This window comes from Methylocaldum gracile, from assembly GCF_053646815.1.
The window spans coordinates 996,013-1,020,000 of the sequence record NZ_CM132196.1 but is presented as its reverse complement, the minus strand read 5'-3'; the positions used below and the strand labels follow the sequence as shown (position 1 = coordinate 1,020,000).

Genomic DNA, 23,988 nt, shown 5'->3' with positions numbered 1-23,988 from the left:
TCTGTTAAAGAGCTTTCGGCGTCCGCCGCAAAGAAGGATCATTATAAAGACTTTCCATTCCGTGTCAACCCCTCTCTCCCTCCCCGCCACCCGCGGCACTCAAAACCGCCAGCACCGGAAGAGCTGCACATTATTCCCTAACCCACCCACCCTGTCAACTGCTCGGGTTTAATAATTTAACTTTTGCGATTTTCCGTTTTCCTACCTGGACGATGTAAGACGCCCCTGCTTTCAAGGCGACCTGTCGGTCAGAGATCTTCTCCCCGTCAACTTTTACGCCGCCTTGAAGAATGAGGCGGTTCGATTCCGAGGTGCTAGAAGCCAGCCCCAGGTCTTTAAGAAGATTCGCTATCGGGTAGCCGGCTTCCCCCACTGTCAGCTCCTGCTCTTCGAGATCTTCAGGAATCAAACCCTGCTTAAAGCGGGCCTCAAAATTCTCCAAAGCACTCTTGGCCGAAGTCGATCCATGAAACCTAGCCACGATTTCTTGCGCGAATCTAACTTTGTAATCGCGCGGATTCGCTCCCTCACTGCAGTGCCGTTTCCAAGTGCCGATCTCAGATAACGGGATAAAACTCAGCAGCTCCATGTAACGCCACATCAAATCGTCGGATATCGACATCAGCTTTCCGAACATTTCATCAGATGGCTCGGCAATTCCGACGTAGTTGCCCAGCGACTTCGACATTTTCTGCACGCCGTCCAATCCTTCTAGGATCGGCATCGTGATAACGACTTGAGGATTCAGCCCGAACGCCTCCTGCAATTGGCGTCCGACTAACAGATTGAATTTTTGGTCCGTCCCACCCAATTCAACATCAGCCTTCATAGCGACCGAGTCGTACCCCTGAATGAGCGGATAGAGAAATTCATGGATCGCTATCGGCTGTCCGCTCTTATATCTATTGTTGAAGTCATCCCTCTCCAGCATTCGTGCGACAGTGTGTTTAGCGGCCAACTGAATCAACTCCGCCGAGGTCATGGCGTTCATCCAACTGGAATTGAACATAACCAGGGTCTTTTCGGGGTGCAAAATTTTATAAATTTGCTCCTCGTACGTCCGGGCATTCTCGATGACCTGGTCGCGGGTCAAAGGTTTCCGGGTAGCATTTTTTCCGGTGGGATCGCCGATCATTCCGGTAAAGTCGCCGATGAGGAATATGGCCTCATGCCCCAGATCCTGAAACTGTTTCAACTTGTTCAAAAGAACCGTGTGCCCGAGATGCAGATCCGGTGCCGTGGGATCGAAGCCGGCTTTTACGCGCAGAGGGCGCCTTTCGCCCAACTTCTTGATTAGTTCATCTTCTCTGATGATCTCCGCCGTGCCTCGTCCAATCAATGCTAATGCTTCGTCGACAGACATAGAGAAACCCTGTTGATCGTTTTGGATAAAAAACCACGAATTGTAAAACAGCGGACAGATTTGCGTCGCTCAGAATTGGTTGGAAGTCTGCACAAGCCGAGTCGATGCTTCGCTTGCGGATGTCAATGAAATCCGGCCATCGTCCGTGCGATTTGGAGCATTTTTCATTAGACTTGTCGAAGTATGGGTGATTCTATACCAGTGCCAGCAACCGCTTAACAAATACAATCGATCGAGCATACAACGTTTAGGACCTTCGCCAGCAGGTAGATAGATAATTTGACCAACCTGATTCTCTACCTCGCGTCATGACTCAAGTTCACTTTATTAGCCGCTATCTCGTCATTCCGGCGGTTTTGACGCTTCTCGTTCTGCTCGCATTGAGCATAGAAACCAAGCCATTGGTGCCGCCGAACCAAGATCCCACCTACGAATATCTGGCCAGAACTCGTCAACTGCTCAGCACGACGGTTCAGCTCACGCAGACTGACAATCCTGAGCGATTGATCGTTCTGACGGCCAACGATCTGACCGCCGCCGCTAACTTCGCTCTTCTTAAAAAGAAATTAGAAGGCCATGCCAATTGCACGATCAGAAAAAACCGATTGAAACTCATTGCAACCATTCGGTTGCCGACAAATTTGACTCCGCTTTTTCTCAATTTCAGAGTCATCGCCGATGATGCCGAACCGCATGCGGTCATCAAGCAGGTCAAACTCGGCCGTTTGGCCATGCCCAGAGTGGTGGTCAAATGGCTATTGAACGGTTTCTTGAACTTTACGCCGCTATTTCGATATAGCCAGGTCGGTCATCAATTGGTCAAGGAAATCCGCATTGTCGATGGGCAGCTACAGGTGGCTGTCAACTGGAACCGCGACGCATTGAGCCAGGCCAAGGGCTTAATAACGGATTTGGCCGATAAAGAACGATTATTGGTTTACAACGACAAGCTCGCCGAAACCATCAATCAATCGCAACTGAAGCGATTCATACGACTCGGCTCTTTGATGCAACAACTATTCGCCTTGGCCAAGAGCAGATCCGAAGGTAACGGCGACCCTATCGCGGAAAACCGCGCGCTTATCTTAGTTTTGAGCGCATACGTTAACGGTAAAAACATCGTTCAGTGGCTTCCGTTAAATCACCAACCGGTAATTCCTTCCCGGCGCGAGGTTCTCCTTAACCGTCGCACGGATACCGCCCAACACTTCATGGCGTCAGCGGCGTTGGCGATGTCCGGCCACAGCACCTTGGCGAACATGATCGGCCTCGCCAAAGAAATGAATGATACCCACAGTGGCAGCGGTTTCAGTTTCACCGATTTAGCCGCCGATCATGCCGGCACACTGTTCGGCAAGACCGCAGTACGCTCGGAAGAAAAGGCACGCAGAGTTCAGAATATTCTGAGCCAGAGTGCCGACGAATCCTTGTTTATGCCGAACATCAAAGACTTGCCGGAAAATTTGAGCCCCGCCGATTTCGCGCAACGTTTCAAGGACATCCAAAGTCCGGAATTCAATGCGTTGAAACAGCAGATCGAAGAGCGAATCCTAGCTTGCAGTCTCTATCAGCCGTAATCCCCCTTAAGGCGTCATAGACGAAGTAATTATCCCTGTCGTGAATATAGCGATGTCCGGCGCGCGCAAATAAAAAAGCCAGCTCGAAGCGAGCTGGCTTTTTGCTAAACGCCGACCGTTGCGGTTATTCGTAATTGAACGTCTTGTCCGCATAGCTCGGCAGGCGCGGCATTTCCTGCTTCGGGAACTCGCCGGTCAGAGCATTGAGGAAAGCTACAAGATCCCCGGTTTGCTCCGGCGTCAGATCTTTGTTCAACTGAAGCTTGGCCATGACTTTAACGGCGTCCTCCAAGTTCTTGACTTTGCCGTTGTGGAAGTACGGTGCAGTCAAGGCGGCGTTGCGCAGCGTCGGCACCTTATACATGTGCTTGTCGGCTTCGTTCTTGGTCACATCGTAACGGCCCAAATCCTTGGAAAAATCGTATTGGGCTTCGAGATAACCATTCTGATAAGTGGGAAACTTCATGAAGAAACCCGTACCCTCAGGCAATTGCGGGCCATTGAAAGCGGGCCCCGAATGACAGCTGCTGCAACCGACTTCGGCAAAAGTATTCATGCCCCGCACCTGCTGCGCGGTCATAGCATTCTTATCGCCGTTGACGTATCGGTCATAAGCGCTGTTCGGCGTAATCAGAGTCCGCTCGTAGGCGGCGATCGCCTTGGCGGCGTTATCGGCGGTAACGGAATCGGCACCGCCGAAAGCAGCGGAAAACGCCTGTACATAACCCGGAATGGATTTCAAGCGGGCAACCACGTCGTCCCAGCTTTTCATGCCCATTTCGATCGGATTGGTAACCGGCCCCTTGGCTTGCGCTTCGAGGCTCGGTGCCCGCCCATCCCAGAATTGCACAGAATTGAAGGCAGAGTTCCAAACGGTCGGGGCGCTGCGCCCACCCACCTGTCCGCGCACGCCTACGGAGCCGCCGCGGTTATCCTCGCCGCCGCCCATCACATTGTGGCAAGAACTGCATGACACCGTGCCGCTAGAGGACAAACGGGGGTCGTGATAGAGCATTTTGCCCAATTCGACTTTAGCGGGCGTGCTCGGATTATCCGCGGGCTCCGGCGCTTTGCCGGGCAAAGCTTGCCACTCGACCGCCGCAGCAGTCATCGATGCCCCTGCCAGTGCCAGAGCACTGATTAGTAGATTCAGCTTAAACATAGAATGCTGCTCCTCTCTTCTATTTATTGGGTTCTTCGGCGACGGAAAGGCCGTCGCATCGCTCTATGGAGATAGGGGAAAACCCTTATATTGAATTACTTTGACAATTGCAACCGGAAGCACGGAACCGCACGAGCGCGAAGGCTCGAACCTTCGGAACGGTAAGAAACGGACGAGGCAGGAAATATCGCCGAGGGTTTCGCTACGCGGATCGCTTAGGCCGAAAGAAGACGGTTAGGGTAGGGTACGATCCGCGGCAACCAGCCAGAGCATTTTCGTACCTACCCTGCGGGAACTCGCGAGTAGGTCGGCAATCCTTTGCCGACGAACCCATCGGCCGGGCGGCGCCGTCGGCAAAGGATTGCCGACCTACGAATACTTGAGTCGATTTACCCTGGCCGATGGCGCCAACGACGTCCGCCAAGCCTGTTATGCCGTATGAGCGAGATAAAAACGCACTAGTCGTGCAGCATCCCCTGGCGGACCACGAGATCCGCAACGCTCTCCAGTCCCTCGCCCGTCTTGAGATTGGTGAAGACGAATGGCCGCTCGCCGCGCATCCTCTTGGCGTCGCGCTCCATAACGTCCAAAGAAGCCCCGACATAGGGCGCGAGATCGATCTTGTTAATGACCAGGAGATCCGAGCGGGTAATGCCCGGCCCGCCCTTACGAGGAATCTTGTCCCCGGCGGCCACGTCGATGACATAAATGGTGAGATCGGCCAATTCCGGACTGAAGGTGGCGCTCAGATTGTCGCCGCCGCTTTCGACCAGCACGAAATCCAGCTCCGGGAAGCGATGGCATAGATCATCCACCGCTGCGAGGTTCATCGAAGCGTCCTCCCGGATCGCCGTATGGGGGCAGCCGCCGGTTTCCACGCCCAGAATGCGCTCTTCGGGCAACGCCTGGCTGCGGATCAGGAATTGCTGGTCTTCCCTCGTGTAGATGTCGTTGGTCACCACGCCAATCTCATAGCGCTCCCGCATCAGCTTGCACAAGGCGTCCACCAGCGCGGTCTTGCCCGAACCCACCGGACCGCCGACGCCCACTCTCAATACGTGCCGATATTGATCAGTCATTTCGTTGCTCTTATGAACGGAATAATCGCGAGTACTGCACCTCGTGACGGCTGCTGGCTAGAGCCAGGCCGAAGGCACTCCCGCCGATCTCGTTATCGCTCAGATCGAGCGCTGTCTTCACTCGCTCCGGAAGATGTTCCGCCAGTTGGCTTAGCAGCCGCTGTCCCGCCGCCTGGCCCAAGGGCACGAGCTTGACCGCGCACAAAACCTGGTTTTCCAGCCAACTCCAAAGGTAACCCAGCAATGCTTCGAACTTCGGGATCTTCCAGCTTACCGCCGCCAAGCTGAAACCCGTGGCGAGAGTGGCGGACGGGTGCCGTATCCAGGCCTCTGCCCTCTCGACGCTCAAGCCGACGAGAAGTCTCACCAAGGCCTGTCCACTCTGCCGGTCCTCCGCCCGCAACTCGCTCGTCTCTCGGCAGGCCAGAAGATGGATGCTCCAGCGCTCGACCGAGGCCACATCGCCTTCAGCCCAGGCATCGTAGAGGCGCGACAGACACGGCAAATCGGTTCTGGTTTGACAGCGTTCCAGAATGCCGGCAATCCACTCGCCCGCCTGCCGCTCATTTCCGATCCAACCATCCTCCACCGCGCGCTCCAGGCCTTGCGAATAGCTGTACATGCCGATGGGCAGCGCCGGACTGACCAGTTGCAGCAGTCTCACCAGCCCCAGATCAGTGATCATGGTTGTGAGCCCCATGATAAGCCCCGCGTTCCGGTTCGAAAGGCATCAACGCATGCTTGATCGTGAGCCCCAATCCTCGCACCATGTCGTCCAAGACGTGATCCCGCAGATAACGCAGTTCCCCACTATCGATTTGTAAAGCGACATGCCGGTTGCCCAAGTGGTAACAGGCGCGTGCGAACAATAGGGCATCGGCGGTCCGTACCACCGATACCGGCTCCGCCGCCGCGCGCACCAACACCACGCGGCCATCATCGGCTAGCAAACGGTCGCCGTCGCGAAGAACGGTACCGCGAGGGAGAAAAACGCCTGCTTCGGCCCCGCTGTCCAGGCGTACCAGCAAACGGGATTTCTGGCGAGCCTCGTAAAGCAGGGTCAGGGTGTCGTGATGCTCCGCTCCCGGCGGGGCGAATTCTGTGAGTCTAGTCATGCCCCAAGAATCAAAACAGGAAGTACCGTTGGGCCAAGGGCAGCACGTTCGCCGGCTCGCAGGCCAGCAATACGCCGTCCGCGCGCACCGCATAGGTTTGCGGGTCGACTTCGATTCGCGGCATGTAGTCGTTGTGAACCAGCTTGCCTTTACCGATGCTTCGGGTATTCGAAACGACGCCGACGAGCTTTTGAAGTCCAAGACGTTTCGCAACCTCTGCTTCGGCCGCCGCCTTCGATAGAAAGGTCATCGAGGTGGCCTGGCAAGCGCCGCCGTAGGCGCCGAACATGGGGCGATAATGTACCGGCTGCGGCGTCGGAATCGAAGCGTTGGGATCGCCCATGGGCGCGGCGGCGATCATCCCGCCCTTGATGATGAGACTGGGCTTCACGCCGAAGAAAGCGGGCGGCCACAGCACCAGATCGGCCAGCTTGCCGACTTCCACCGAACCCACCTCGTGGGCGATGCCGTGGCTGATGGCCGGGTTGATGGTGTACTTCGCGATGTAGCGCTTCACGCGGAAATTGTCGTGCCGTGCCGGATCTTTCGGAAGACTGCCCCGCTGAATCTTCATTTTGTGGGCGGTTTGCCAGGTGCGCGTGATCACTTCTCCCACCCGTCCCATGGCCTGCGAATCGGACGAGATCATGGAGAATGCTCCGAGATCATGCAGAATGTCCTCGGCAGCGATCGTCTCCCGGCGGATGCGGGATTCCGCGAAAGCGACGTCCTCGGGAATGCTCGGGTCCAGGTGATGGCAGACCATCAGCATGTCGAGATGTTCGTCCACCGTATTGACTGTATAGGGTCGGGTGGGATTGGTGGAGGAGGGCAGCACGTTGGCTTCGCCGCAGGCTTTAATGATGTCCGGGGCATGGCCACCGCCGGCGCCTTCGGTGTGATAGGTATGAATGGTGCGCCCCTTGAACGCGGCGATCGTGTCTTCTACGAAGCCGGATTCGTTCAAGGTGTCGGTATGAATCGCCACCTGCACGTCGAAACGATCGGCAACCGAGAGGCAGCAATCGATAGCGGCCGGCGTCGTGCCCCAGTCTTCGTGCAGCTTCAATCCCATCGCCCCGGCGCGAAGCTGCTCCTCCAGCGCCTCCGGCAGACTGGCATTGCCTTTCCCGAGAAAGCCGATGTTCACCGGCAAGCCGTCCACCGACTGCAGCATGCGATGGATGTTCCAAGGTCCCGGCGTACAGGTGGTGGCGTTGGTGCCGGTTGCGGGGCCCGTGCCGCCGCCGATCATGGTGGTGATGCCGGACATCAGGGCTTCTTCGATTTGCTGCGGACAGATGAAATGGATATGCGCGTCGATGCCGCCCGCCGTGAGAATCTGGCCCTCGCCCGCGATGACTTCGGTGCCGGGCCCGACAACGATGTCGACGCCGGCCTGGGTGTCCGGATTGCCCGCCTTGCCGATCCCGGCGATCCGCCCGTTCTTGATGCCGACATCGGCTTTGACGATACCCCAATGGTCCACGATCAGCGCATTGGTGATGACCGTGTCCACCGCGGTTTCCGACGTGCATTGGCTTTGCCCCATACCGTCGCGGATCACCTTGCCGCCGCCGAACTTCACTTCGTCGCCGTAAACCGTCCGGTCTTCCTCAACCTGGATGAAAAGCTCCGTATCGGCCAGCCGCACCCGGTCCCCGGTGGTCGGACCGAACATTTCGGCATAGGCTTGCCTCCCGATCCGGCTCATATGACCCCCATGATCTTCTGTTGAAACCCGTAAACGCGGCGCTTGCCCGCGAACGGAACCAATCGCACCTCGCGCGTCTGGCCCGGCTCGAAGCGCACCGCAGTGCCCGCCGGGATGTCCAGCCGATAGCCCCGCGCCAGATCCCGATCGAAACGCAAGGCCGAATTGGCCTCGAGGAAGTGATAATGGGAGCCCACCTGGATCGGCCGATCGCCGGTATTCGCCACGACCACGGTAATAGCCTCGCGTCCCGCGTTCAGCTCGATCTCGCCGTCTTCGACGATGATTTCTCCGGGTATCATCGAGTCTCCCCCCTACAAAATCGGATTGTGAACCGTCACCAGCTTGGTGCCGTCCGGAAACGTCGCCTCCACCTGCACCTCCGGAATCATCTCCGCCACGCCGTCCATCACATCGTCCCGGCTCAGCAGAGTGCGTCCGTATTCCATCAGTTCCGCGACGCTGCGCCCTTCCCTCGCGCCTTCCATGATGGCGGCGCTGAGATAGGCCACCGCTTCCGGGTAATTGAGCTTCAATCCCTTGGCCTTGCGCCGCTCGGCGAGCAGCGCGGCGGTGAAGAGGAGCAGTTTGTCTTTTTCTCGTGGGGTTAATTGCATGGCCGGTACTACATTCAAAAACGAAAATTCATGGGTAGGGTGGGTTAGACGCGCCTCCTTTGACCCTTCCCTTTACACTACCTTCGTGCGCGTCGTAACCCATCAGATTAGCCTTTGAGCTTGCCCCGAACGTCGCCGGTGGGTTACGGCACGCATCAAACTCGCGTCTCAACCGGAAAGGTAATCGGAAAGCGTGCCTAACCCACCCTACATTTAAAGGTCGTCAAGTCGCCCAAATCCTCGGCAAGCATGCCTTCCGGCCGATGACGTCCGGACGAACGGCCCGCCACAACTCGACCAACAGCCGGCGCAGCGGTTCGATCTGACTGTCCAGTGCCCGGCACACCAGCAAACCGTCGATCAGCGTGGCTCCGAAGCCGGCTCGATCGCCCGCGATTGCCCGCACCGACTCCAGATTTTTCGGAAGCGCGGGATAGGCGAACAAGCTTGCGGCTATCGGCTGCCCCTGCAAGCCCCAGTTCGCGTTCAAAACCTCCTCATCCACCTCGAACCGTTCGATCAGCAGCGGCCGTCCGCTCACCCGCACCGACCAGCGAAACGCAGCCCTTCCCCGATCGAACGTTTCGCCACTCGCCGGCCGGCCGAAGCAAAAGCTTTCCCAGCCTATGAACCGCGCTGTTTCCGCCAAGTCCACGTCCACCTCCGAAACGACGCGAGCCCCACGATAGAAAATCGACTCCTGCGGAAGCCATTCGAGCGCAGCAACGTCGTTCACCGCCAAACGCACCGTCTGCCGTGCCGGCATATCCTCGCTCCGATAGAACTTTCCCGCAGCGGGCGTGGTGATCAGAGCCCTGCTCTCCTTTCCGGCCGTTGCCCGAATGTCCAGACGATCGCCCCCGACGACGCCGCCCGGCGGATGCAGAAGATACACGTGGCAAACCCCGCCTTCCGGATAAAACGGCCTTTGCACCGCAAGCGGGCCGCGGTGCCGCCGCTCCGCCAGGACGGTCCTGTCGCCTCGGGATTCGAAACCGAGCTTGAGTTCGGCCTCCCAACCCGTTTCTGCGACATCTTGTACCGACAAGCGAGCCGCCTAGCTTCCCGCCAGAAGGTAGACCCCCACCCCCGCGCAAAACGCTCCAAGCGCCTTACGCAGCAAATCGAGCCTGCCGACGGCCGCACCGAGCAGCATACCCAATCCGTGCAAGACTGCGGTCGCGATCAAAAATCCCCCGGCGTAGTGAAACGCGCCCATGTCCCGCCCGATCTCCTCGGCATGGACATACCCGTGGAAAAGCGCGAACCCCGCCGCCAAAGCCCCCGCGAGACCGCAGCCCGCGCGCCAGTTGACGACGAAAATCAGACCCATCACGGCGACCGAAAGCGCCACCGCCATCTCGGCGGACGGCAAAACCAAACCGAAATGCTGTAGACCCGCCCCGACCGCCATCACGGTAACGAAGGATAGCGGTACGAGCAACAAGGCGCGACCGCCCAATGCGGCAGCCCAAAAACCGACTGCGAGCATGGTCAGCAGATGGTCCGGTCCCATGAAGGGATGCGCGAATCCGGCGGTAAACCCGTGTATCGAACCCGCTCCGGTGTGGGCGAACACGCCTACGGGCAGTGTGCCCAAGCTCACGATAACCGCCAGGCTGTGGAAAAACCGCTTACTCATAAATTCTCCCAAAAATCGAAATCGGTAATGGATCTACCAAGGCCCTTCCCAGTAGGTCCCAAAAACCCTTCGACAAGCTCAGGGCGAACGGGCTACTGAGATGGACTCTAAGCTACACGGTCAGATATCGCCGCACCAAATCTTCCGTCAATTCCGCCATGGCTCCGCCGGCGACGATGCGTCCCTTGTCCATGACCAGGAACCGGTCGGCCACGCGCTTTACGAAATGCTGTTTCTGTTCCACGAGGAGAACCGTTACCCCCATTTCCCGGTTGACGCGGACGATGGCATCGCGGATCTCGTCCGCCATCGACGGCTCGCGTTTCTCGAAATGGACCTCCTTCCCCCGCGCCCGGTTCAGGCGGATGATCACGTCGCCGATTTCGCTGACGATGTTGGGCTGTATGCCCTCGGTGGGTTCGTCGAGGATCAGCAGCTTGGGTCTCAGCACCAGCGCCCGGCCGATGGCGAGTTGCTGCTGCTGACCGCCGGAAAGATCGCCGCCCCGGCGGCGCAGCATGGTCTTGAGCACCGGGAAGATCTCGAAGATTTCCTCAGGGATGCGTTTGGACTTGTCGCCGCGCGCCCGGAGTCCGGTCCTGAGATTTTCCTCCACGGTCAGCATGGGAAAGATTTCCCGCCCCTGCGGGACATATCCGATTCCGAGCTCCGCGCGGCGTTCCGCTCGGAGCGCAGTCAGCGAACGATCCTCATAGCGAATCTCGCCCGAGCGCGAGGGCAGCAGCCCCATGATGCATTTCAGCAGCGTGGTCTTGCCGACGCCGTTCCGCCCCATCAAGGCCACGCTGGACCCGGCCGGAATATCGAGACTCAGATCCCAGAGCGTGTGGCTTTCGCCGTAGTATTGATTCAGTGCGGCAACGCTCAGCATCAGGCCCCCAAATAGACTTCGATGACGCGCGGATCGTTCTGCACCTCGTCCATGCGGCCCTCGGTCAATACGGAGCCTTCGTGCAGCACGGTGACCTTGCGGGCAATCGAACGCACGAACTCCATGTCGTGCTCCACCACCACGACCGAGTGCTTCCCTTCCAGCGACAACAGCAGCTCGGCGGTCCGTTCGGTCTCCTGGTGGGTCATCCCCGCCACCGGTTCGTCGACCAAGAGCAGCTTGGGCTCCTGCATCAGCAGCATGCCGATTTCCAGCCATTGCTTCTGGCCGTGGGACAGCTCGCCGGCCCGCCGGTCGCGGTGGGCAGTCAAGCCGACGGTCTCCAGCACTTCGTGGATCGCATCCCGCTGCTCCCCGGTCAATCGCGCGAACAGGGTCGGCCACACCCGCTTGTCGGTGCGCATGGCCAGCTCCAGGTTTTCGAACACGGTTTGCTTCTCGAACACACTGGGCTTCTGGAATTTCCGGCAGATGCCGGCTTCGGCGATGGCCGGCTCGTCCAGTTCCAAAAGATCCAGGGTTTGGCCGAAATAGATCATACCCTTGTCCGGCCGGGTCTTTCCGGTGATGACGTCCATCATCGTCGTCTTGCCGGCGCCGTTCGGCCCGATGATGCAGCGCAGTTCGCCTTCGTCGATGTACAGGGTCAGCGCGTTCAGCGCCCGGAATCCGTCGAAGCTGACCGTGACTTCTTCCAGATAGAGTATCGGCTTGTGCGCCGGCTCGATCCGGCGTTCGGCGACGGGTTCCTCATGCACCGGAGTGCCTGGAATTGCAGCCTTTGCGGCGTTTGCGGCGATCATGCGGCTTGCTCCTTTCGACGCCAAAACCCGGTCAGGCCTTCCGGCAACAATAAGGTGACCAGTACGAATATCGCCCCCAGGGCGAACAGCCACATTTCCGGCAGCACGCCGGTGAACACGGTCTTGGCGTAATTCACCAGAATCGCGCCGACCACCGCGCCGTAAAGCGTTCCGCGACCGCCGACCGCGACCCAGACGACGATCTCGAGCGAGTTCAGCGGCGAAAATTCGCTGGGATTGATGATGCCGACCTGGGGCACGTACAAGGCCCCGGCGATGCCAGCGAGGACCGCGGAAAAGACGAAGACCCAGAGCTTGAACTGTTCGACCCGATAACCCAGGAAGCGCACGCGGTTTTCGGCGTCGCGGATCGCCGCGACCACCCGACCAAGCTTCGATTCGACCACCAGGCGGCTGGCCGCGTACGCCCCCATCAACGCAATCGCCGAAGCCGCGAACAGCGCCGCGCGCGTGCCGTCGGACTGCAAATTGAAACCCAGGATGTCCTTGAAATCGGTCAGGCCGTTATTGCCGCCGAAGCCCATCTCGTTGCGGAAGAATGCCAGCATCAGGGCGTAGGTCAGCGCTTGAGTGATGATGGAAAGATAGACGCCGGTCACCCGCGAGCGAAACGCAAGCCATCCGAACACATAGGCCAGCAGGCCCGGCGCCAAAGCCACCACGAGGAGAGAGAACCAGAAATGATCGAAGCCGTACCAATACCAGGGCAATTCCTGCCAGTTGAGAAAGACCATGAAATCCGGCAGAACCGGATTGCCGTACACGCCGCGTTCGCCGATCTGCCGCATCAGATACATGCCCATGGCATAGCCGCCCAAGGCAAAAAAAGCGCCGTGGCCCAGGCTCAGGATGCCGCAATAGCCCCAAACCAGGTCCACGGCCAGCGCCAGCAGTGCGTAGGTCAAGTATTTGCCCACCAAGGTCACGGTGTAAGTCGAAAGGTGCAAGGGCGACGATTCCGGCAAGGCCAGATTCGCTAGCGGAACGAGCACGGTGATGGCCGCCAGCACCGCCAGAAACGGAACGTCGACCGCAGATTTCCGCAATAAACCGAACGCCATGGATCAAGCCTCCGCTGCTCGGCCCTTCTGCGGAAACAAACCGCGCGGGCGCTTCTGGATAAATAGAATGATGAACACGAGCATCAGGATTTTCGCCAGCACCGCGCCGGAGTAGGGTTCCAGCAGCTTGTTGGCGATCCCCAGCGAAAATCCGCCAATCAGGGTGCCCCACAAGTTGCCCACGCCGCCGAACACCACCACCATGAACGAATCCACGATGTACGACTGCCCGAGATTCGGTCCCACGTTGGTGAGCTGGCTGAGAGCCACGCCGGCGACTCCGGCGATGCCCGAGCCCAGCCCGAAGGTCAGCGCATCGACCCGCTCGGTCGGAATGCCCATGGCTTTGGCCATGGCGCGGTTTTGCGCGACCGCCCGCACTTCCAGTCCGATCCGGCTACGTTTCAGGACTTGCAGCAAGGCTGCGAACACCAGAAGGCAAAACATCAGGATGTAGAACCGGTTCAAGGTCAGCGACAGCGCGCCGTTGATCTCCAGCGAACCGCTCATCCAGGCCGGCGTCGCGACGCTGCGATTCAGAGGCGAAAAGATCGTGCGGACGAGCTGCTGAAGAAACAGGCTCACCCCGAACGTCGCCAGCAGGGTTTCGAGAGGACGTCCGTAGAGAAACCGGATGATGCCGCGCTCGATGGCGATGCCGACCAGCGCGGACAGCAGAAATGCCGCCGGGATGGCCACGAACAAGGAAATGTCCAGATGCCCCGGCATCAGTTGCTGGACCACGTAAGTGGTGTAAGCGCCCAGCATCATCAATTCGCCGTGGGCCATGTTGATGACGCCCATGACGCCGAAGGTGATCGCGAGACCGATGGAGGCGAGCACCAGCACCGCTCCCAGGCTCAAACCGAAAAACACTGTCTCGGCCGCACGATATACCGCCAGCTTGGATTCGATGGATTTGACGGCGACCTGCGCCGAATTTCGAACGTCCGGGTCGGGCTCAAGATATTGTCCCTCGTCGTCCTTCTCCAGCAATTGATTCAGACGGTTGAGCGCCTCCGGATTGAGGCTGCCGTGCAAGGCATTGATGGCGGCGATGCGCACGCCCTTGTCTTCGCTGGAGAGGTCCGCCAGAGCCAGAGCCGTTTCGATCGCTTCCGACACCTTGGCATCGGTTTCGGTATTCAGTCGGGCCCGCAGCAGTTCGAGGTTTTCTTCGTCCAGCGATTTGCTCATGGCCTCGACCGCCTTGAGCCGCTGAACAGGGTCGTCCGCCGTCAATTCGAGCCGCCCGAGGGTTTCGCGCAAACTCGTGCGCAGCGCATTGTTGACGCCGACCTTCTTGAGATCGAACTTGCCGACTATGCCCAAAGTTTCTCCGTCGAGGACGTTCACGATAGCCAGGCCGTCCTCGGCCGGATCGCCGAAAACGACGCTGCCGTCGTCCTTGCGGTAATAAAGCCGACCGTCGAGCAGAGCCCGCAACACGGGCGCGACCCTCGGGTCCTTGGTTTCGGCGAGCCGATCGACGGCTTCGCCCAATTCAGTCAGAGGAGCCTCCTTGAGCCGGGCCAATGCGTCGACGAACGGTCCCCCCGGCTCCGCCGCCGCATTGCACAGGCCCGGCATCATCATAATCAGCATGGCGATATACCATCTGCTCATGCCGAAAATTAAAGGTCTCATCTCGTCTCCCGAATTCTTGAACAAAGTCTGGTCGCGAATGCTGCCGCGGTAGGGTGGGTTAGGCGCGTACCAGAAAACGTTTTCTGGCGGTCACCGGGCTATGAACGCGCCGTAACCCACCGATTCCGCGGCCTTATCCGGTGGGTTACGGCGCGCTGCGCGACCAGCGAACATTGCAGGCTCAGTGCAATGCGTGCCTAACCCACCCTACGACGGACCCCGAGTCAAAACCTCGTCCCCCGCTTATCCCGCATTCCTTTCGCCGCTGTCGTAGCCGGCAGGAGAGGGAGAGATTTTGCGTCGGCCTTCCCCAGAAGGAACCCCATCGATCAATACTTCTGACCCGAGCACTTCTTGGTCTTGGTGTTGTAGTTGCCGCAATTGATCGGCGGCGTCCACTGGGCAACGATCGGCTTGCTTTCCGGCAGAAAATCGGACCAAGCGTCGCCCTCGACCAAACTCTTGGTCTGCCATACGGTCTGGAACTGGCCGTCGTCCTGAATCTCGCCGATCAGCACCGGCTTGGTGATGTGGTGGTTCGGAAGCATCTTCGACGTCCCGCCGGTCAGGTTCGGCGCCTCGATGCCGATGATCGCCTTGCCCACCGCGTCGGTATCCGTCGTGCCCGCCTTTTCCACCGCCTTGACCCACATGTTGAAGCCAATGTAATGCGCTTCCATCGGGTCGTTGGTCACCCGGCTCCGGTTCTTGATGAACTGGTGCCATTTGGTGATGAACACGGCATTCTCGGGCGTATCGACGCTCATGAAATAGTTCCAGGCAGCGAGATGGCCGACCAGAGGCTTGGTGTCGATGCCGGACAGCTCCTCTTCGCCGACCGAGAACGCCACGACCGGAATCGACTCGGCCGAAATGCCCTGATTGCCCAGCTCCTTATAGAAAGGCACGTTGGCGTCGCCGTTGATGGTGGACACTACCGCCGTTTTCTTGCCCGCCGAACCGAACTTCTTGATGTCCGCGACGATGCTCTGCCAATCCGAATGGCCGAACGGCGTGTAATTGATCATGATGTCCTTGTCCTTCACGCCTTTCGATTTCAGATATGCCTCCAGAATCTTGTTGGTCGTTCTCGGATATACATAATCCGTGCCGGCCAGTACCCAGCGTTTGACCTTCAGCTCCTTCATCAGGTAATCGACGGCGGGAATCGCCTGCTGGTTGGGCGCGGCGCCGGTATAGAACACGTTCTTCGACGATTCCTCACCCTCGTACTGAACCGGATAGAAGAGAAGGCCGTTCAATTCCTCCACCACCGGCAGCACCGATTTGCGGGACACCGAGGTCCAGCAGCCGAAGATGGCGGCGACCTTGTCCTTGGTCAGAAGCTCTCGCGTTTTTTCGGCGAACAGCGGCCAGTTCGAAGCGGGATCGACGACCACCGGTTCCAGTTTTTTGCCGAGCAAACCGCCTTTCTTGTTCTGCTCGTCGATCAGCATCAGCATGGTGTCCTTCAGCGTGGTTTCGCTGATCGCCATGGTGCCGGAGAGCGAATGGAGAATGCCCACCTTGATCGTGTCTTCGGCGCGCGCCTCCGCACCAAAAAGGAGCATGGCCGCCGACAGAGCCAAACAGAACTGTCGTAAGGATCTTGCATAATCAGGCATGAATAGTTACCTCGCGAGTAATTGATGGAGTGTCTAGGAGTGATCAGATCTGCAACTGGAAGCCCAGCTTGATCGAGCTGACGTCGTCGCCCGCGGCGGTCGAGGTGTAATCCAGCCCCTTGGTGAGCAGATCGCCGTACTCGTACATCAGCATGATCTTGGCGTTGTGGCCGTCGATGATGTAATTGATGCCGGCTTCGTAAACGTCGCGGCTGGCGCTTTTGATCGGATCGACGTTGACATAGCGGACGTAAGGCTGGAATTGACCGACCCACACCTTTTGCGGAAGCAGGTACATGGCGCTTACGTCGTAGGCGTTGCCCTCGAACATGGCGAAGCCGCCGCCCGCGAGCCTGGACGCCATGCCGTAGCCCTTGATGCCGTAGTTCTTGTATTCGCCATTGACGGTCACCACGCCCATATCGCCCAACGGCTTCTCGAACAGAACGTCGACCGCGGTGCCGCGGAAATTGCCCGGATCGCTCCGCGTCCCGGCGCCGTCTTCCTGATACTGGTTGGAAACGCCCAAGGTCAGGATGTCGCCGCCCTGGCCGTAGTAGGTTCCGCTGGTGTAGTAACCGGGGTTCTTTTCCACGTCGAGGAAGTTGTAGGCGACGCGCTGGGCGTAGAGGATGTTGTCGTCGACGTTGGCGCCGTTGCGGAGCCCACGAAAAAAGCCCGCCGCGTATTGCAGGCGGCCGTCGAAGAAGGAACCCCAGATGGTGGCGCCGTCGTCGCGGCCGAAGGAGCCGGCGGACGTACCGTCGGATCGGATCGTCGTGTTGAAGTCCGCCGGCTCGAAGGGCGTGCCGGCGCCGAAGATGTTGTACACGGCGCTGAAGAACGGTCCGTTCATTTCGCGGCGCTCGGCGGGCACCAGCATGCGGCCCATCCAGATATTGAACATGGGATCGAATTCGAATTTGCCGATGGCGTCGAGAATGCGCATCTCGCCGCCGTCGCCGCAGGTCTGGCAATCGGTGTTGAACTCAATCTTGAAATACTTGTGAATCTGGCCGTTCAGGTACAAACGGATATTGTCCAGATTGAAATCGTTCGACCATTTGCCCGCATTGGCGGCTTCCTCGGTAGCGGTAAAGCTCGTTCTGAGGCCGGCGCCTATGCTCACCCACTTGGTATCGTCGATTTTGAACGTCGCTCCCCCAAGCGACACGGGTGCGTACGCCGTCGTCAGCGCCGCCAAGGCGGCGGGCAAAAGCGCAATCCGCAAGCCGCGGCGATCCGCTTGCGTCGCGCATGTTGTTCGATTCTTCATGACTTGAAACCCCCTGATCGTTGAAGTCGGTCCGCGGGCGGTCCGCGCCACCGGTCGTTTCCGGTGTAGTCGCGAGCCGCCCGGATGTCCGCGCCCCGTCGGCGAAGGCCTTTCATCGGGCGCGGCAAATATCCTTATCGGTTGAATCCGAAGAGCTGTTCACGGAGTCGGCCGTTGCGGCTAACTCGTTGTCGGCACGGGGGTAATTAGATTTCCGGGGGGTATATGTCACAATCAGTCAAATGACGTATCCCGGAGCGGGGGGTATCGGCTTAGAGTCTCGGCAGCGCACTCGCGGCCGGTTACAGGCGACTTGGAGGGTGTGTAAGCAGTGGCGAACAACCCGGAACGCCAAGATCGGAAAGGGCGGCTTCGGCGCTCCAATCGCAAACGGTCATCCCAGGAGCGCTGGGATGGCCGTTTGCGATTGGGAAGGGATTCCCGACCTACAAGGTGCACGATTGTAGGTCGGCAATCCTTTGCCGACGAAGACGCTCGGCTGGGGTGTAGCGTCGGGAAGGGGGGCTTCGGCGCTCCCGAAGACGCCGTTTGCGATTGGGAGGGATTCCCGACCTACAAGGGCTACGGTCGTAGGTCGGCAACCCTTTGCCGACGTTAGGTGCCGGGCCGCTCAGAGAACTCGAACCGGCTTGGCCGCCGACGCCGTAAGCACTCTTAATCTTATGAAAACAATATGCGTATTCCGTTTCTGATCGTTTCTATGAGCCTGCTCGCCGGCTGCTCCATCGGCTTGAAACCCCAGGGCACTCCGCTCCGGCCCGAATCGGTGGGCGAGATTCTGTTCCGCGTGGCGCCGGACAATCTGGACGAGGAGCAAACCGCAGCCATGGCCGAACGGATCAGCATGAATCTGAGTTCCTGGGGATATCCGGTGGAGCCGGGCCTGGACGAGAGCGGCGAAACCGGCGCCACTCACGAGATGGAAGCACGGGTTGGCAGGATCGAGAACAAGAGCACGCCCACCGGGTTCTCGTTCAGCATCGGCAATTCCGACCCGCGCGCGCTCGATTTTCAAAAGGCGGACGTGTTGCCGGTAACCTGTACGCTCAAATCCACCGCGCGTTCGTCCGAAACCGTAAGCCTCTTCATGGATTTCATCGCCGACGAGAAAATCAAGAATCCGAACCGCATCAAGAGCGATCCGGCATTGCTGGAAACTTACGAGAATCACATCGGAACGGTCTGCTTCAATCTTCTCGACAAGCTGAAGGTGCCGAGAAAAAAAGCAGCCTCGTCGACCAGCACCAGCACCTGGATGCCCGAGATACGCATCGAAGTCACGGAAAAACCGGCGAAGTCCGAAAGCGGCGCCTCGACCGGCGCGCTTCCCGTTCTCCCCGTGGAAACGGATAGGCCCACGAATCCGGACGCGCGGAACTCCGAAGACGGCCAATCGAACCCGCCCGAAGAGCCGCCGGTAACAACTGAAACCAACACCGATACGGAGGAAGGTCGCAAGCGGATCATCATTCACAATCGCGGCAACCCGGTGATCCTCGACTTCGGCTTCGAGCGGAAATAGGCCTGACGCCGGCTTCCTGCCGCCACCCGCCCTTTTAGCGTGCAATCTTGCGGTCTTCGCCCCAAATCGGGGCGGCGACCGTTCAGCAACACCCTCTTCTTCTGCCTTCTCCCTGTAGTCAACTCAACGGCACGTGATTTGCTCACCTTGTTGAATTCGAGCGACAAATTGGAATTGCACTCGGCATAAAAACAACAAGATCAGACAAGAGGCAAACCATCGCTTTGGAAGGATTGAGCCGTCAGGCCATCGTAAAGATACGGCGCGACTATAACGCCTGGGTCGCGAACGAGACCCTGGAAGACTATGCGCTTCGGTTCGCGCCGCGGTCGTTTCGGAAGTGGTCCGAGTTCCGGGTGGCGAACACCGCCTTCGGCTCGATTTCGTTTCTGGTTCTGGAAGCCATCGGCGGTTTTCTCGCGATCAACTACGGATTCGTCAACGCCTGCTGGGCCATCATCGCGGTGGGCCTCGTCGTTTTCCTCACCGGGCTCCCGATCAGCTACTACGCCGCCAAACACAACATCGACATGGACTTGCTGACCCGCGGCGCCGGGTTCGGCTATATCGGCTCGACCCTGACCTCGCTGATCTACGCCTCCTTCACCTTCACCCTATTCGCGCTGGAAGCGTCCATCATGTCGCTGGCGCTGGAACTGTACTTCGACATTCCCATCGCCGCAGCGCATGTCGTCAGCGCCCTCTCGGTCATTCCGCTCGTCACCTTCGGCGTCACCACCATCAGCCGGCTTCAGCTCTGGACCCAACCGTTGTGGATCGTGCTGCTTGTCGCACCCTACGCGGCCGTCATCTGGCGCGAACCAGAGGCTCTGACCGAACTCGCCCTGTTCCCCGGAAGCGAGAATCGCGGCGCGCAGTTCGACTGGATACTGTTCGGAACGGCCGCGACCATGGCCTTTTCCATGGTGGCCCAAATCGGCGAGCAAGTGGACTTTCTACGGTTTCTGCCGGAAAAGAATCATCGCAACCGATATCGGTGGTGGGCGGCCACCATTATCGCCGGCCCCGGATGGATCTTTTTGGGCATGGCCCGGCAACTGGGCGGCGCTTTCCTGGCGTATCTGGCGCTCAAGCACGGCATCGCCGGCGAGCGGGCGCACGAACCCACCCAGATGTATCGGGTGGCCTACGGCTACCTGTTCGACGACGGCAGGCTGGCGCTCGCGGCAACGGTACTGTTCGTGGTCGTATCGCAACTCAAGATCAATGTCACCAATGCTTACGCGGGCTCGCTGGCCTGGTCGAATTTCTTCTCGCGGCTGACCCACAGCCATCCCGGTCGAGTGGTCTGGCTGGTCTTCAATGTGATGATCGCCCTGCTCCTCATGGAGCTCGGCGTTTTCGGCGCGCTCGAGCGGGTCCTCGGCCTGTTTTCGAACGTCGCCATCGCCTGGATCGGCGCCCTGGTGGCCGATCTGGTGATCAACAAGCCGCTGGGCCTGAGTCCGCCTTTCGTCGAATTCAAGCGAGCGTACCTGCCGGACATCAACCCGGTCGGCGTACTGTCCACGCTCGGTGCTTCGGCGATTTCGACCGCAGCCTACACGGGGTTGTTCGGGGCGCTGCCGCAAGCATTTTCGGCCTTCATCGCTTTGGCGACCGCTTTTCTGCTGACGCCGGTCATCGCTTGGCTGACCCGAGGCCGCCACTATCTGGCGAGAGACCGCAACGACTGGGGCTCGACCACGCCCCATGCCAAATGCTGCATTTGCGAAAACGATTTCGAACTGGAAGACAAGGCGTACTGCCCGGCCTATCAGGGAACGATCTGCTCGCTCTGCTGCACCCTGGATGCCCGTTGCCTGGACACCTGCAAACCGAACGCGCGGCTCAAGGACCAGCTCGAACGGGCCAGCCGCCGCTGGCTGCCCTCGTGCCTGTCGCCGCAATTCAGGCTGCGCCTGATTCAGTTCGCTCTCGTTTACCTGCTGCTCGCCGCGCTCACCGGCGTCTTCGTAGGTGTGATCTATTACCAGGATATCCTGGCAGCCGCTTCCGGGGACGAGGCTTTATCTCAAGCGCTGTTCGCCAATTTCCTCAAGGTCTATTCGGCGCTGCTGGTTTTCCTGGGCCTCGCCGCGTGGTGGATCGTGCTCAACAACGAAAGCCGTCAGGTGGCGCAGGAGGAATCCGGGAAACAAACCGCCCTGCTGCTCAAGGAAATCGAGGAACATCGCAAAACCGACAGCATGCTCCAGAAAACGAGGGAGGCCGCCGACCGCGCCAATCAGGCCAAGAGCCGCTTCGTAAGCGACATGAGCCACGAGATTCGAACGCCATTGAACAGCATACTCGGGTACGCCCAGATCCTGCGCAAAGATCCGAGCATCCCGGCCCATCGCCGGGAGGCGGTGGAGATCATTCAGCGCAGCGGGGAACACCTTTCTTCCCTGATCGAAGACATTCTCGACATCGCCCGCATCGAGGCGCGCAAGATCGAGCTGCGGCACGGGGCTATCGATTTTCCCGCGTTCATCGAGCAATTGGTGCGCATGTTCCGGCCGCAGGCGGAAGCGAAAGGACTGACCTTCCGTTGCCAGATCGTCGATGTGCTGCCGCGCCGGATTCGCGGCGACGAAAAGCGAGTGGGCCAGATTCTCATCAATCTGCTGAGCAACGCCGTGAAGTTCACCCAGGAGGGCGGAATCGTTTTCCGTGTAGGCTACAGCGGAGAAATCGCACGGTTCCAGGTGACGGACACCGGAGAAGGCATATCGCAGGACCAGATCGAAACCATCTTCCTGCCCTTCCGGCGCCTGCCCAGAGCCCGCGGCAACGCCATTCCGGGCAGCGGTCTCGGACTCACCATCAGCAAGATGCTCACGCAAATCATGGGCGGCGAACTGACGGTGGAGAGCGAGCCTCAAAAGGGTTCCACGTTTGCCGTCCGGCTTTTCCTTCCCAGCCTGCGCAGCGCGGAAGAGGTTCTGGATGAAGGCGACATCGTGGGTTACCGCGGTCCGCGCCGCAAGATCCTGGTGGTCGACGACCAACCCGAGCATCGCGGCATTCTGACCTCGGCGCTAACCCCCTTGGGGTTCGTTCTCGAGGAAGCGGGTTCCGGCGAAGAATGCCTGGCGAAGGCCAGGGAATGGAATCCGGACCTGATTCTGCTGGACATCATCATGCCCGGAACGACCGGCATCGAAGCGGCGGCCAGCCTGCGCCAGACCGGATGCAAGACCCCCATCATCGTCGTCAGCGCCAATGCCTACCAAAGCGACCGCCGTTCGGCCAGCGCCGCCGGCTGCGACGATTTCCTGGCCAAGCCGATTCAGATCGAAGAACTCCTGCGCAAACTCAAACTGCATTTGAGTCTCGACTGGCTCTATCGGGGAGAGGATACGGAGCAAATCGAAACCGCCCCCGACACCGCGCAGCCGATGTTAAGGCCGCCGCCCGACTGCCTCGAAGAACTGGCCGCATTCGCCCGCATCGGCGATCTTCGGGGCCTTGCGGACCGCCTGGACACGCTGGCCGGAAGCGATGCCGGCTACATCCCGTTCGCCGAGCATCTCCAGGCGCTTTCGCGGGAGTTCCGTCTCGGCGACATCAAGAAAACACTCAGCGAGGTCTAAGATGAGCTTAAAACGTCAATACCGCCAAGGCACGGTAATGATCGTGGACGACGTACCGGCCAATCTCGCCCTGCTTTCCGACGCCCTGGACGAAGCTGGCTATCGCGTACTGGTTGCGACCGACGGCGCTTCCGCCCTGGAGCAGCTTCGCTACGCCGAACCCGACGTCATATTGATGGACGCGGTCATGCCGGGCATGGACGGTTTCGAAACCTGCCGCCACCTAAAGGCGAATCCCGCGACCCGCTCCATTCCCATCATTTTCATGACCGGACTCGGCGAGCTGAACGATTTGCTCCGGGGTTTTCGCGAAGGCGCCGTGGATTATCTGGTCAAGCCGATCCGCCATGAGGAGGTTCTGGCCCGGGTCGAAGCACATCTGGCCCAGTCGCGGATGGTGTTCCGCGCGGAAGAAGCCCTGGAGCGCAGCGGATTCGCGACGATCAGCATCGATGCCGCCGGGCGGATCATCTGGCTGACATCCTCGGCCGTCCGCTGGCTGGCGGCGTTCTCGGGAATCAAGGTGTTCGATTTCGAGACCTCAGCCTGCTTTTTGCCCAAGACACTTCTGGATTGGGCTTTGGCCCGTATCGCTCCGGGCGGAACCACGGAACACGAGTTGTTCACGCTTCATCGCGACGGCAAGAAATTCACCGCGAAGCTCGCCCCATGCGAAAGCGGACGCGAATACCTGCTGCTATTGCAGGAATTTTCCGGCGACTGGAACTTGGAGTCCTTGCGGGACGAACTCGGACTTACCTTCCGCGAAGCGGAAATCCTCATGTGGATCGCCCGCGGCAAAACCAACCGCGAGGTCGGGACTATCCTCGGCAGCAGTCCCCGGACGGTCAACAAACATCTGGAGCACATTTTCGAAAAGCTGGGCGTCGGCACCCGCGCCGCCGCGGTCGCCGTCGTCATGCAGCGCATGAGGACGGGAGCCGAAGCGGCTTGACCGAGGCACCCGGTAGGTCGGGAATCCCTTGCCGACGCCATCTCCCGGCCGGGCGGTTTCGTCGGCAAAGGATTGCCGACCTACGACCGTACCGCCGTAGGTCGCGAATCCTTTCGCGACGCCGTGCTCCGACCGTGCGTCTGCATCGGCAAAGGATTGCCGACCTACGAAGGCTGTCGCCGATAAATTGAACTCGTTGGTCCATGGCACAGGTCTCTTTCCACGGCATCGGCGTTTCCTCCTCGCCAATACCTTAATGGATGTAAACCATGTGCC

20 protein-coding genes are annotated in these 23,988 nt (G+C 59.3%); 4 read left to right on the top strand and 16 right to left on the bottom strand.

Annotated elements, in window-relative coordinates; genetic code table 11:
* Positions 1-154: 154 nt before the first annotated feature.
* Positions 155-1,363, bottom strand: a complete 1,209-nt coding sequence (tyrS, locus tag ACWJJK_RS04525) for a tyrosine--tRNA ligase (protein ID WP_156880722.1) — start codon at positions 1,361-1,363, stop codon at positions 155-157.
* Positions 1,364-1,671: 308 nt separating this feature from the next.
* Here tyrS and ACWJJK_RS04520 point away from each other — a divergent pair, with 308 nt between their 5' ends.
* Positions 1,672-2,940 carry a hypothetical protein gene (locus tag ACWJJK_RS04520; protein ID WP_156880723.1) on the top strand — a complete coding sequence of 423 codons (1,269 nt, stop codon included), beginning with the start codon at positions 1,672-1,674 and terminating at the stop codon, positions 2,938-2,940.
* A 124-nt stretch (positions 2,941-3,064) separates the two neighbouring features.
* On the opposite strand, the gene ACWJJK_RS04515 is transcribed toward ACWJJK_RS04520, so the two are convergent.
* The 15 genes from ACWJJK_RS04515 to ACWJJK_RS04445 all read right to left on the bottom strand — a co-directional run bounded on the left by ACWJJK_RS04515 (position 3,065) and on the right by ACWJJK_RS04445 (position 17,615).
* On the bottom strand, positions 3,065-4,102 hold the full coding sequence (locus ACWJJK_RS04515; RefSeq protein ID WP_077731681.1) for a cytochrome-c peroxidase: 1,038 nt from the start codon (positions 4,100-4,102) through the stop codon (positions 3,065-3,067).
* 458 nt (positions 4,103-4,560) lie between these two features.
* On the bottom strand, positions 4,561-5,181 hold the full coding sequence (ureG, locus tag ACWJJK_RS04510; protein WP_086135683.1) for an urease accessory protein UreG: 621 nt from the start codon (positions 5,179-5,181) through the stop codon (positions 4,561-4,563).
* Positions 5,182-5,191: 10 nt separating this feature from the next.
* Complete coding sequence (locus ACWJJK_RS04505; protein ID WP_454128688.1) at positions 5,192-5,881, bottom strand: urease accessory protein UreF; 690 nt, start codon at positions 5,879-5,881, stop codon at positions 5,192-5,194.
* Positions 5,856-6,296, bottom strand: a complete 441-nt coding sequence (ureE, locus tag ACWJJK_RS04500) for an urease accessory protein UreE (protein WP_156880725.1) — start codon at positions 6,294-6,296, stop codon at positions 5,856-5,858. Before ureE ends, ACWJJK_RS04505 begins: the two co-directional genes overlap by 26 nt.
* Positions 6,297-6,306: 10 nt before the next feature.
* Positions 6,307-8,010, bottom strand: a complete 1,704-nt coding sequence (gene ureC / locus ACWJJK_RS04495; RefSeq protein WP_077731676.1) for an urease subunit alpha — start codon at positions 8,008-8,010, stop codon at positions 6,307-6,309.
* Positions 8,007-8,312, bottom strand: a complete 306-nt coding sequence (locus ACWJJK_RS04490) for an urease subunit beta (protein ID WP_156880726.1) — start codon at positions 8,310-8,312, stop codon at positions 8,007-8,009. The genes ureC and ACWJJK_RS04490 overlap by 4 nt, the downstream gene beginning before the upstream one ends.
* A gap of 12 nt (positions 8,313-8,324) precedes the next feature.
* The gene (gene ureA, locus ACWJJK_RS04485) at positions 8,325-8,627 is read right to left on the bottom strand and encodes an urease subunit gamma (protein WP_086132804.1); all 303 of its coding nucleotides are present in this window, start codon (positions 8,625-8,627) and stop codon (positions 8,325-8,327) included.
* A gap of 223 nt (positions 8,628-8,850) precedes the next feature.
* Positions 8,851-9,675, bottom strand: coding sequence for an urease accessory protein UreD (locus tag ACWJJK_RS04480; protein WP_156880727.1), 825 nt, complete (start codon positions 9,673-9,675; stop codon positions 8,851-8,853).
* Between the two features lie 9 nt (positions 9,676-9,684).
* Positions 9,685-10,269, bottom strand: coding sequence for a HupE/UreJ family protein (locus tag ACWJJK_RS04475; protein ID WP_156880728.1), 585 nt, complete (start codon positions 10,267-10,269; stop codon positions 9,685-9,687).
* A gap of 112 nt (positions 10,270-10,381) precedes the next feature.
* Positions 10,382-11,161 carry an ABC transporter ATP-binding protein gene (locus ACWJJK_RS04470; RefSeq protein ID WP_077731672.1) on the bottom strand — a complete coding sequence of 260 codons (780 nt, stop codon included), beginning with the start codon at positions 11,159-11,161 and terminating at the stop codon, positions 10,382-10,384.
* A complete protein-coding gene (gene urtD, locus ACWJJK_RS04465) occupies positions 11,161-11,985 on the bottom strand; it encodes an urea ABC transporter ATP-binding protein UrtD (RefSeq protein WP_156880729.1) in 825 nt (274 codons plus the stop codon). Before urtD ends, ACWJJK_RS04470 begins: the two co-directional genes overlap by 1 nt.
* Complete coding sequence (urtC, locus tag ACWJJK_RS04460) at positions 11,982-13,067, bottom strand: urea ABC transporter permease subunit UrtC (RefSeq protein ID WP_156880730.1); 1,086 nt, start codon at positions 13,065-13,067, stop codon at positions 11,982-11,984. Before urtC ends, urtD begins: the two co-directional genes overlap by 4 nt.
* Positions 13,068-13,070: 3 nt before the next feature.
* Positions 13,071-14,714 carry an urea ABC transporter permease subunit UrtB gene (gene urtB / locus ACWJJK_RS04455; RefSeq protein ID WP_454128686.1) on the bottom strand — a complete coding sequence of 548 codons (1,644 nt, stop codon included), beginning with the start codon at positions 14,712-14,714 and terminating at the stop codon, positions 13,071-13,073.
* Positions 14,715-15,043: 329 nt separating this feature from the next.
* Positions 15,044-16,285 (bottom strand): urea ABC transporter substrate-binding protein, encoded by a 1,242-nt coding sequence (gene urtA, locus ACWJJK_RS04450; RefSeq protein ID WP_434101849.1) that lies wholly within the window; start codon positions 16,283-16,285, stop codon positions 15,044-15,046.
* A 97-nt stretch (positions 16,286-16,382) separates the two neighbouring features.
* Positions 16,383-17,615, bottom strand: coding sequence for a hypothetical protein (locus tag ACWJJK_RS04445; RefSeq protein WP_434114000.1), 1,233 nt, complete (start codon positions 17,613-17,615; stop codon positions 16,383-16,385).
* A 694-nt stretch (positions 17,616-18,309) separates the two neighbouring features.
* Between ACWJJK_RS04445 and ACWJJK_RS04440 the strand changes: the two genes are divergently transcribed.
* The 3 genes from ACWJJK_RS04440 (at position 18,310) to ACWJJK_RS04430 (ending at position 23,712) form a co-directional block, all read left to right on the top strand.
* Positions 18,310-19,158, top strand: a complete 849-nt coding sequence (locus ACWJJK_RS04440; protein ID WP_156880731.1) for a hypothetical protein — start codon at positions 18,310-18,312, stop codon at positions 19,156-19,158.
* Positions 19,159-19,382: 224 nt separating this feature from the next.
* Positions 19,383-22,757, top strand: coding sequence for a response regulator (locus tag ACWJJK_RS04435; protein WP_086132809.1), 3,375 nt, complete (start codon positions 19,383-19,385; stop codon positions 22,755-22,757).
* A 1-nt stretch (position 22,758) separates the two neighbouring features.
* Entirely contained in the window at positions 22,759-23,712 is a 954-nt protein-coding gene (locus tag ACWJJK_RS04430) for a response regulator transcription factor (protein ID WP_077731663.1), read from the top strand.
* Positions 23,713-23,988: the final 276 nt, after the last annotated feature.

Coding starts and splice junctions, on each gene's coding strand:
- ACWJJK_RS04430 (WP_077731663.1), top strand. CDS start 22,759: ATGAGCTTAAAACGTCAATACCGCCAAGGCACGGTAATGATCGTGGAC.
- ACWJJK_RS04520 (WP_156880723.1), top strand. CDS start 1,672: ATGACTCAAGTTCACTTTATTAGCCGCTATCTCGTCATTCCGGCGGTT.
- ureC (WP_077731676.1), bottom strand. CDS start 8,010: ATGAGCCGGATCGGGAGGCAAGCCTATGCCGAAATGTTCGGTCCGACC.
- ACWJJK_RS04515 (WP_077731681.1), bottom strand. CDS start 4,102: ATGTTTAAGCTGAATCTACTAATCAGTGCTCTGGCACTGGCAGGGGCA.
- ureE (WP_156880725.1), bottom strand. CDS start 6,296: ATGACTAGACTCACAGAATTCGCCCCGCCGGGAGCGGAGCATCACGAC.
- ACWJJK_RS04445 (WP_434114000.1), bottom strand. CDS start 17,615: ATGAAGAATCGAACAACATGCGCGACGCAAGCGGATCGCCGCGGCTTG.
- urtA (WP_434101849.1), bottom strand. CDS start 16,285: ATGCTCCTTTTTGGTGCGGAGGCGCGCGCCGAAGACACGATCAAGGTG.
- ACWJJK_RS04440 (WP_156880731.1), top strand. CDS start 18,310: ATGCGTATTCCGTTTCTGATCGTTTCTATGAGCCTGCTCGCCGGCTGC.
- ACWJJK_RS04470 (WP_077731672.1), bottom strand. CDS start 11,161: ATGCTGAGCGTTGCCGCACTGAATCAATACTACGGCGAAAGCCACACG.
- urtC (WP_156880730.1), bottom strand. CDS start 13,067: ATGGCGTTCGGTTTATTGCGGAAATCTGCGGTCGACGTTCCGTTTCTG.
- ACWJJK_RS04490 (WP_156880726.1), bottom strand. CDS start 8,312: ATGATACCCGGAGAAATCATCGTCGAAGACGGCGAGATCGAGCTGAAC.
- ureA (WP_086132804.1), bottom strand. CDS start 8,627: ATGCAATTAACCCCACGAGAAAAAGACAAACTGCTCCTCTTCACCGCC.
- tyrS (WP_156880722.1), bottom strand. CDS start 1,363: ATGTCTGTCGACGAAGCATTAGCATTGATTGGACGAGGCACGGCGGAG.
- urtD (WP_156880729.1), bottom strand. CDS start 11,985: ATGATCGCCGCAAACGCCGCAAAGGCTGCAATTCCAGGCACTCCGGTG.
- ureG (WP_086135683.1), bottom strand. CDS start 5,181: ATGACTGATCAATATCGGCACGTATTGAGAGTGGGCGTCGGCGGTCCG.
- ACWJJK_RS04505 (WP_454128688.1), bottom strand. CDS start 5,881: ATGGGGCTCACAACCATGATCACTGATCTGGGGCTGGTGAGACTGCTG.
- ACWJJK_RS04475 (WP_156880728.1), bottom strand. CDS start 10,269: ATGAGTAAGCGGTTTTTCCACAGCCTGGCGGTTATCGTGAGCTTGGGC.
- urtB (WP_454128686.1), bottom strand. CDS start 14,714: ATGAGACCTTTAATTTTCGGCATGAGCAGATGGTATATCGCCATGCTG.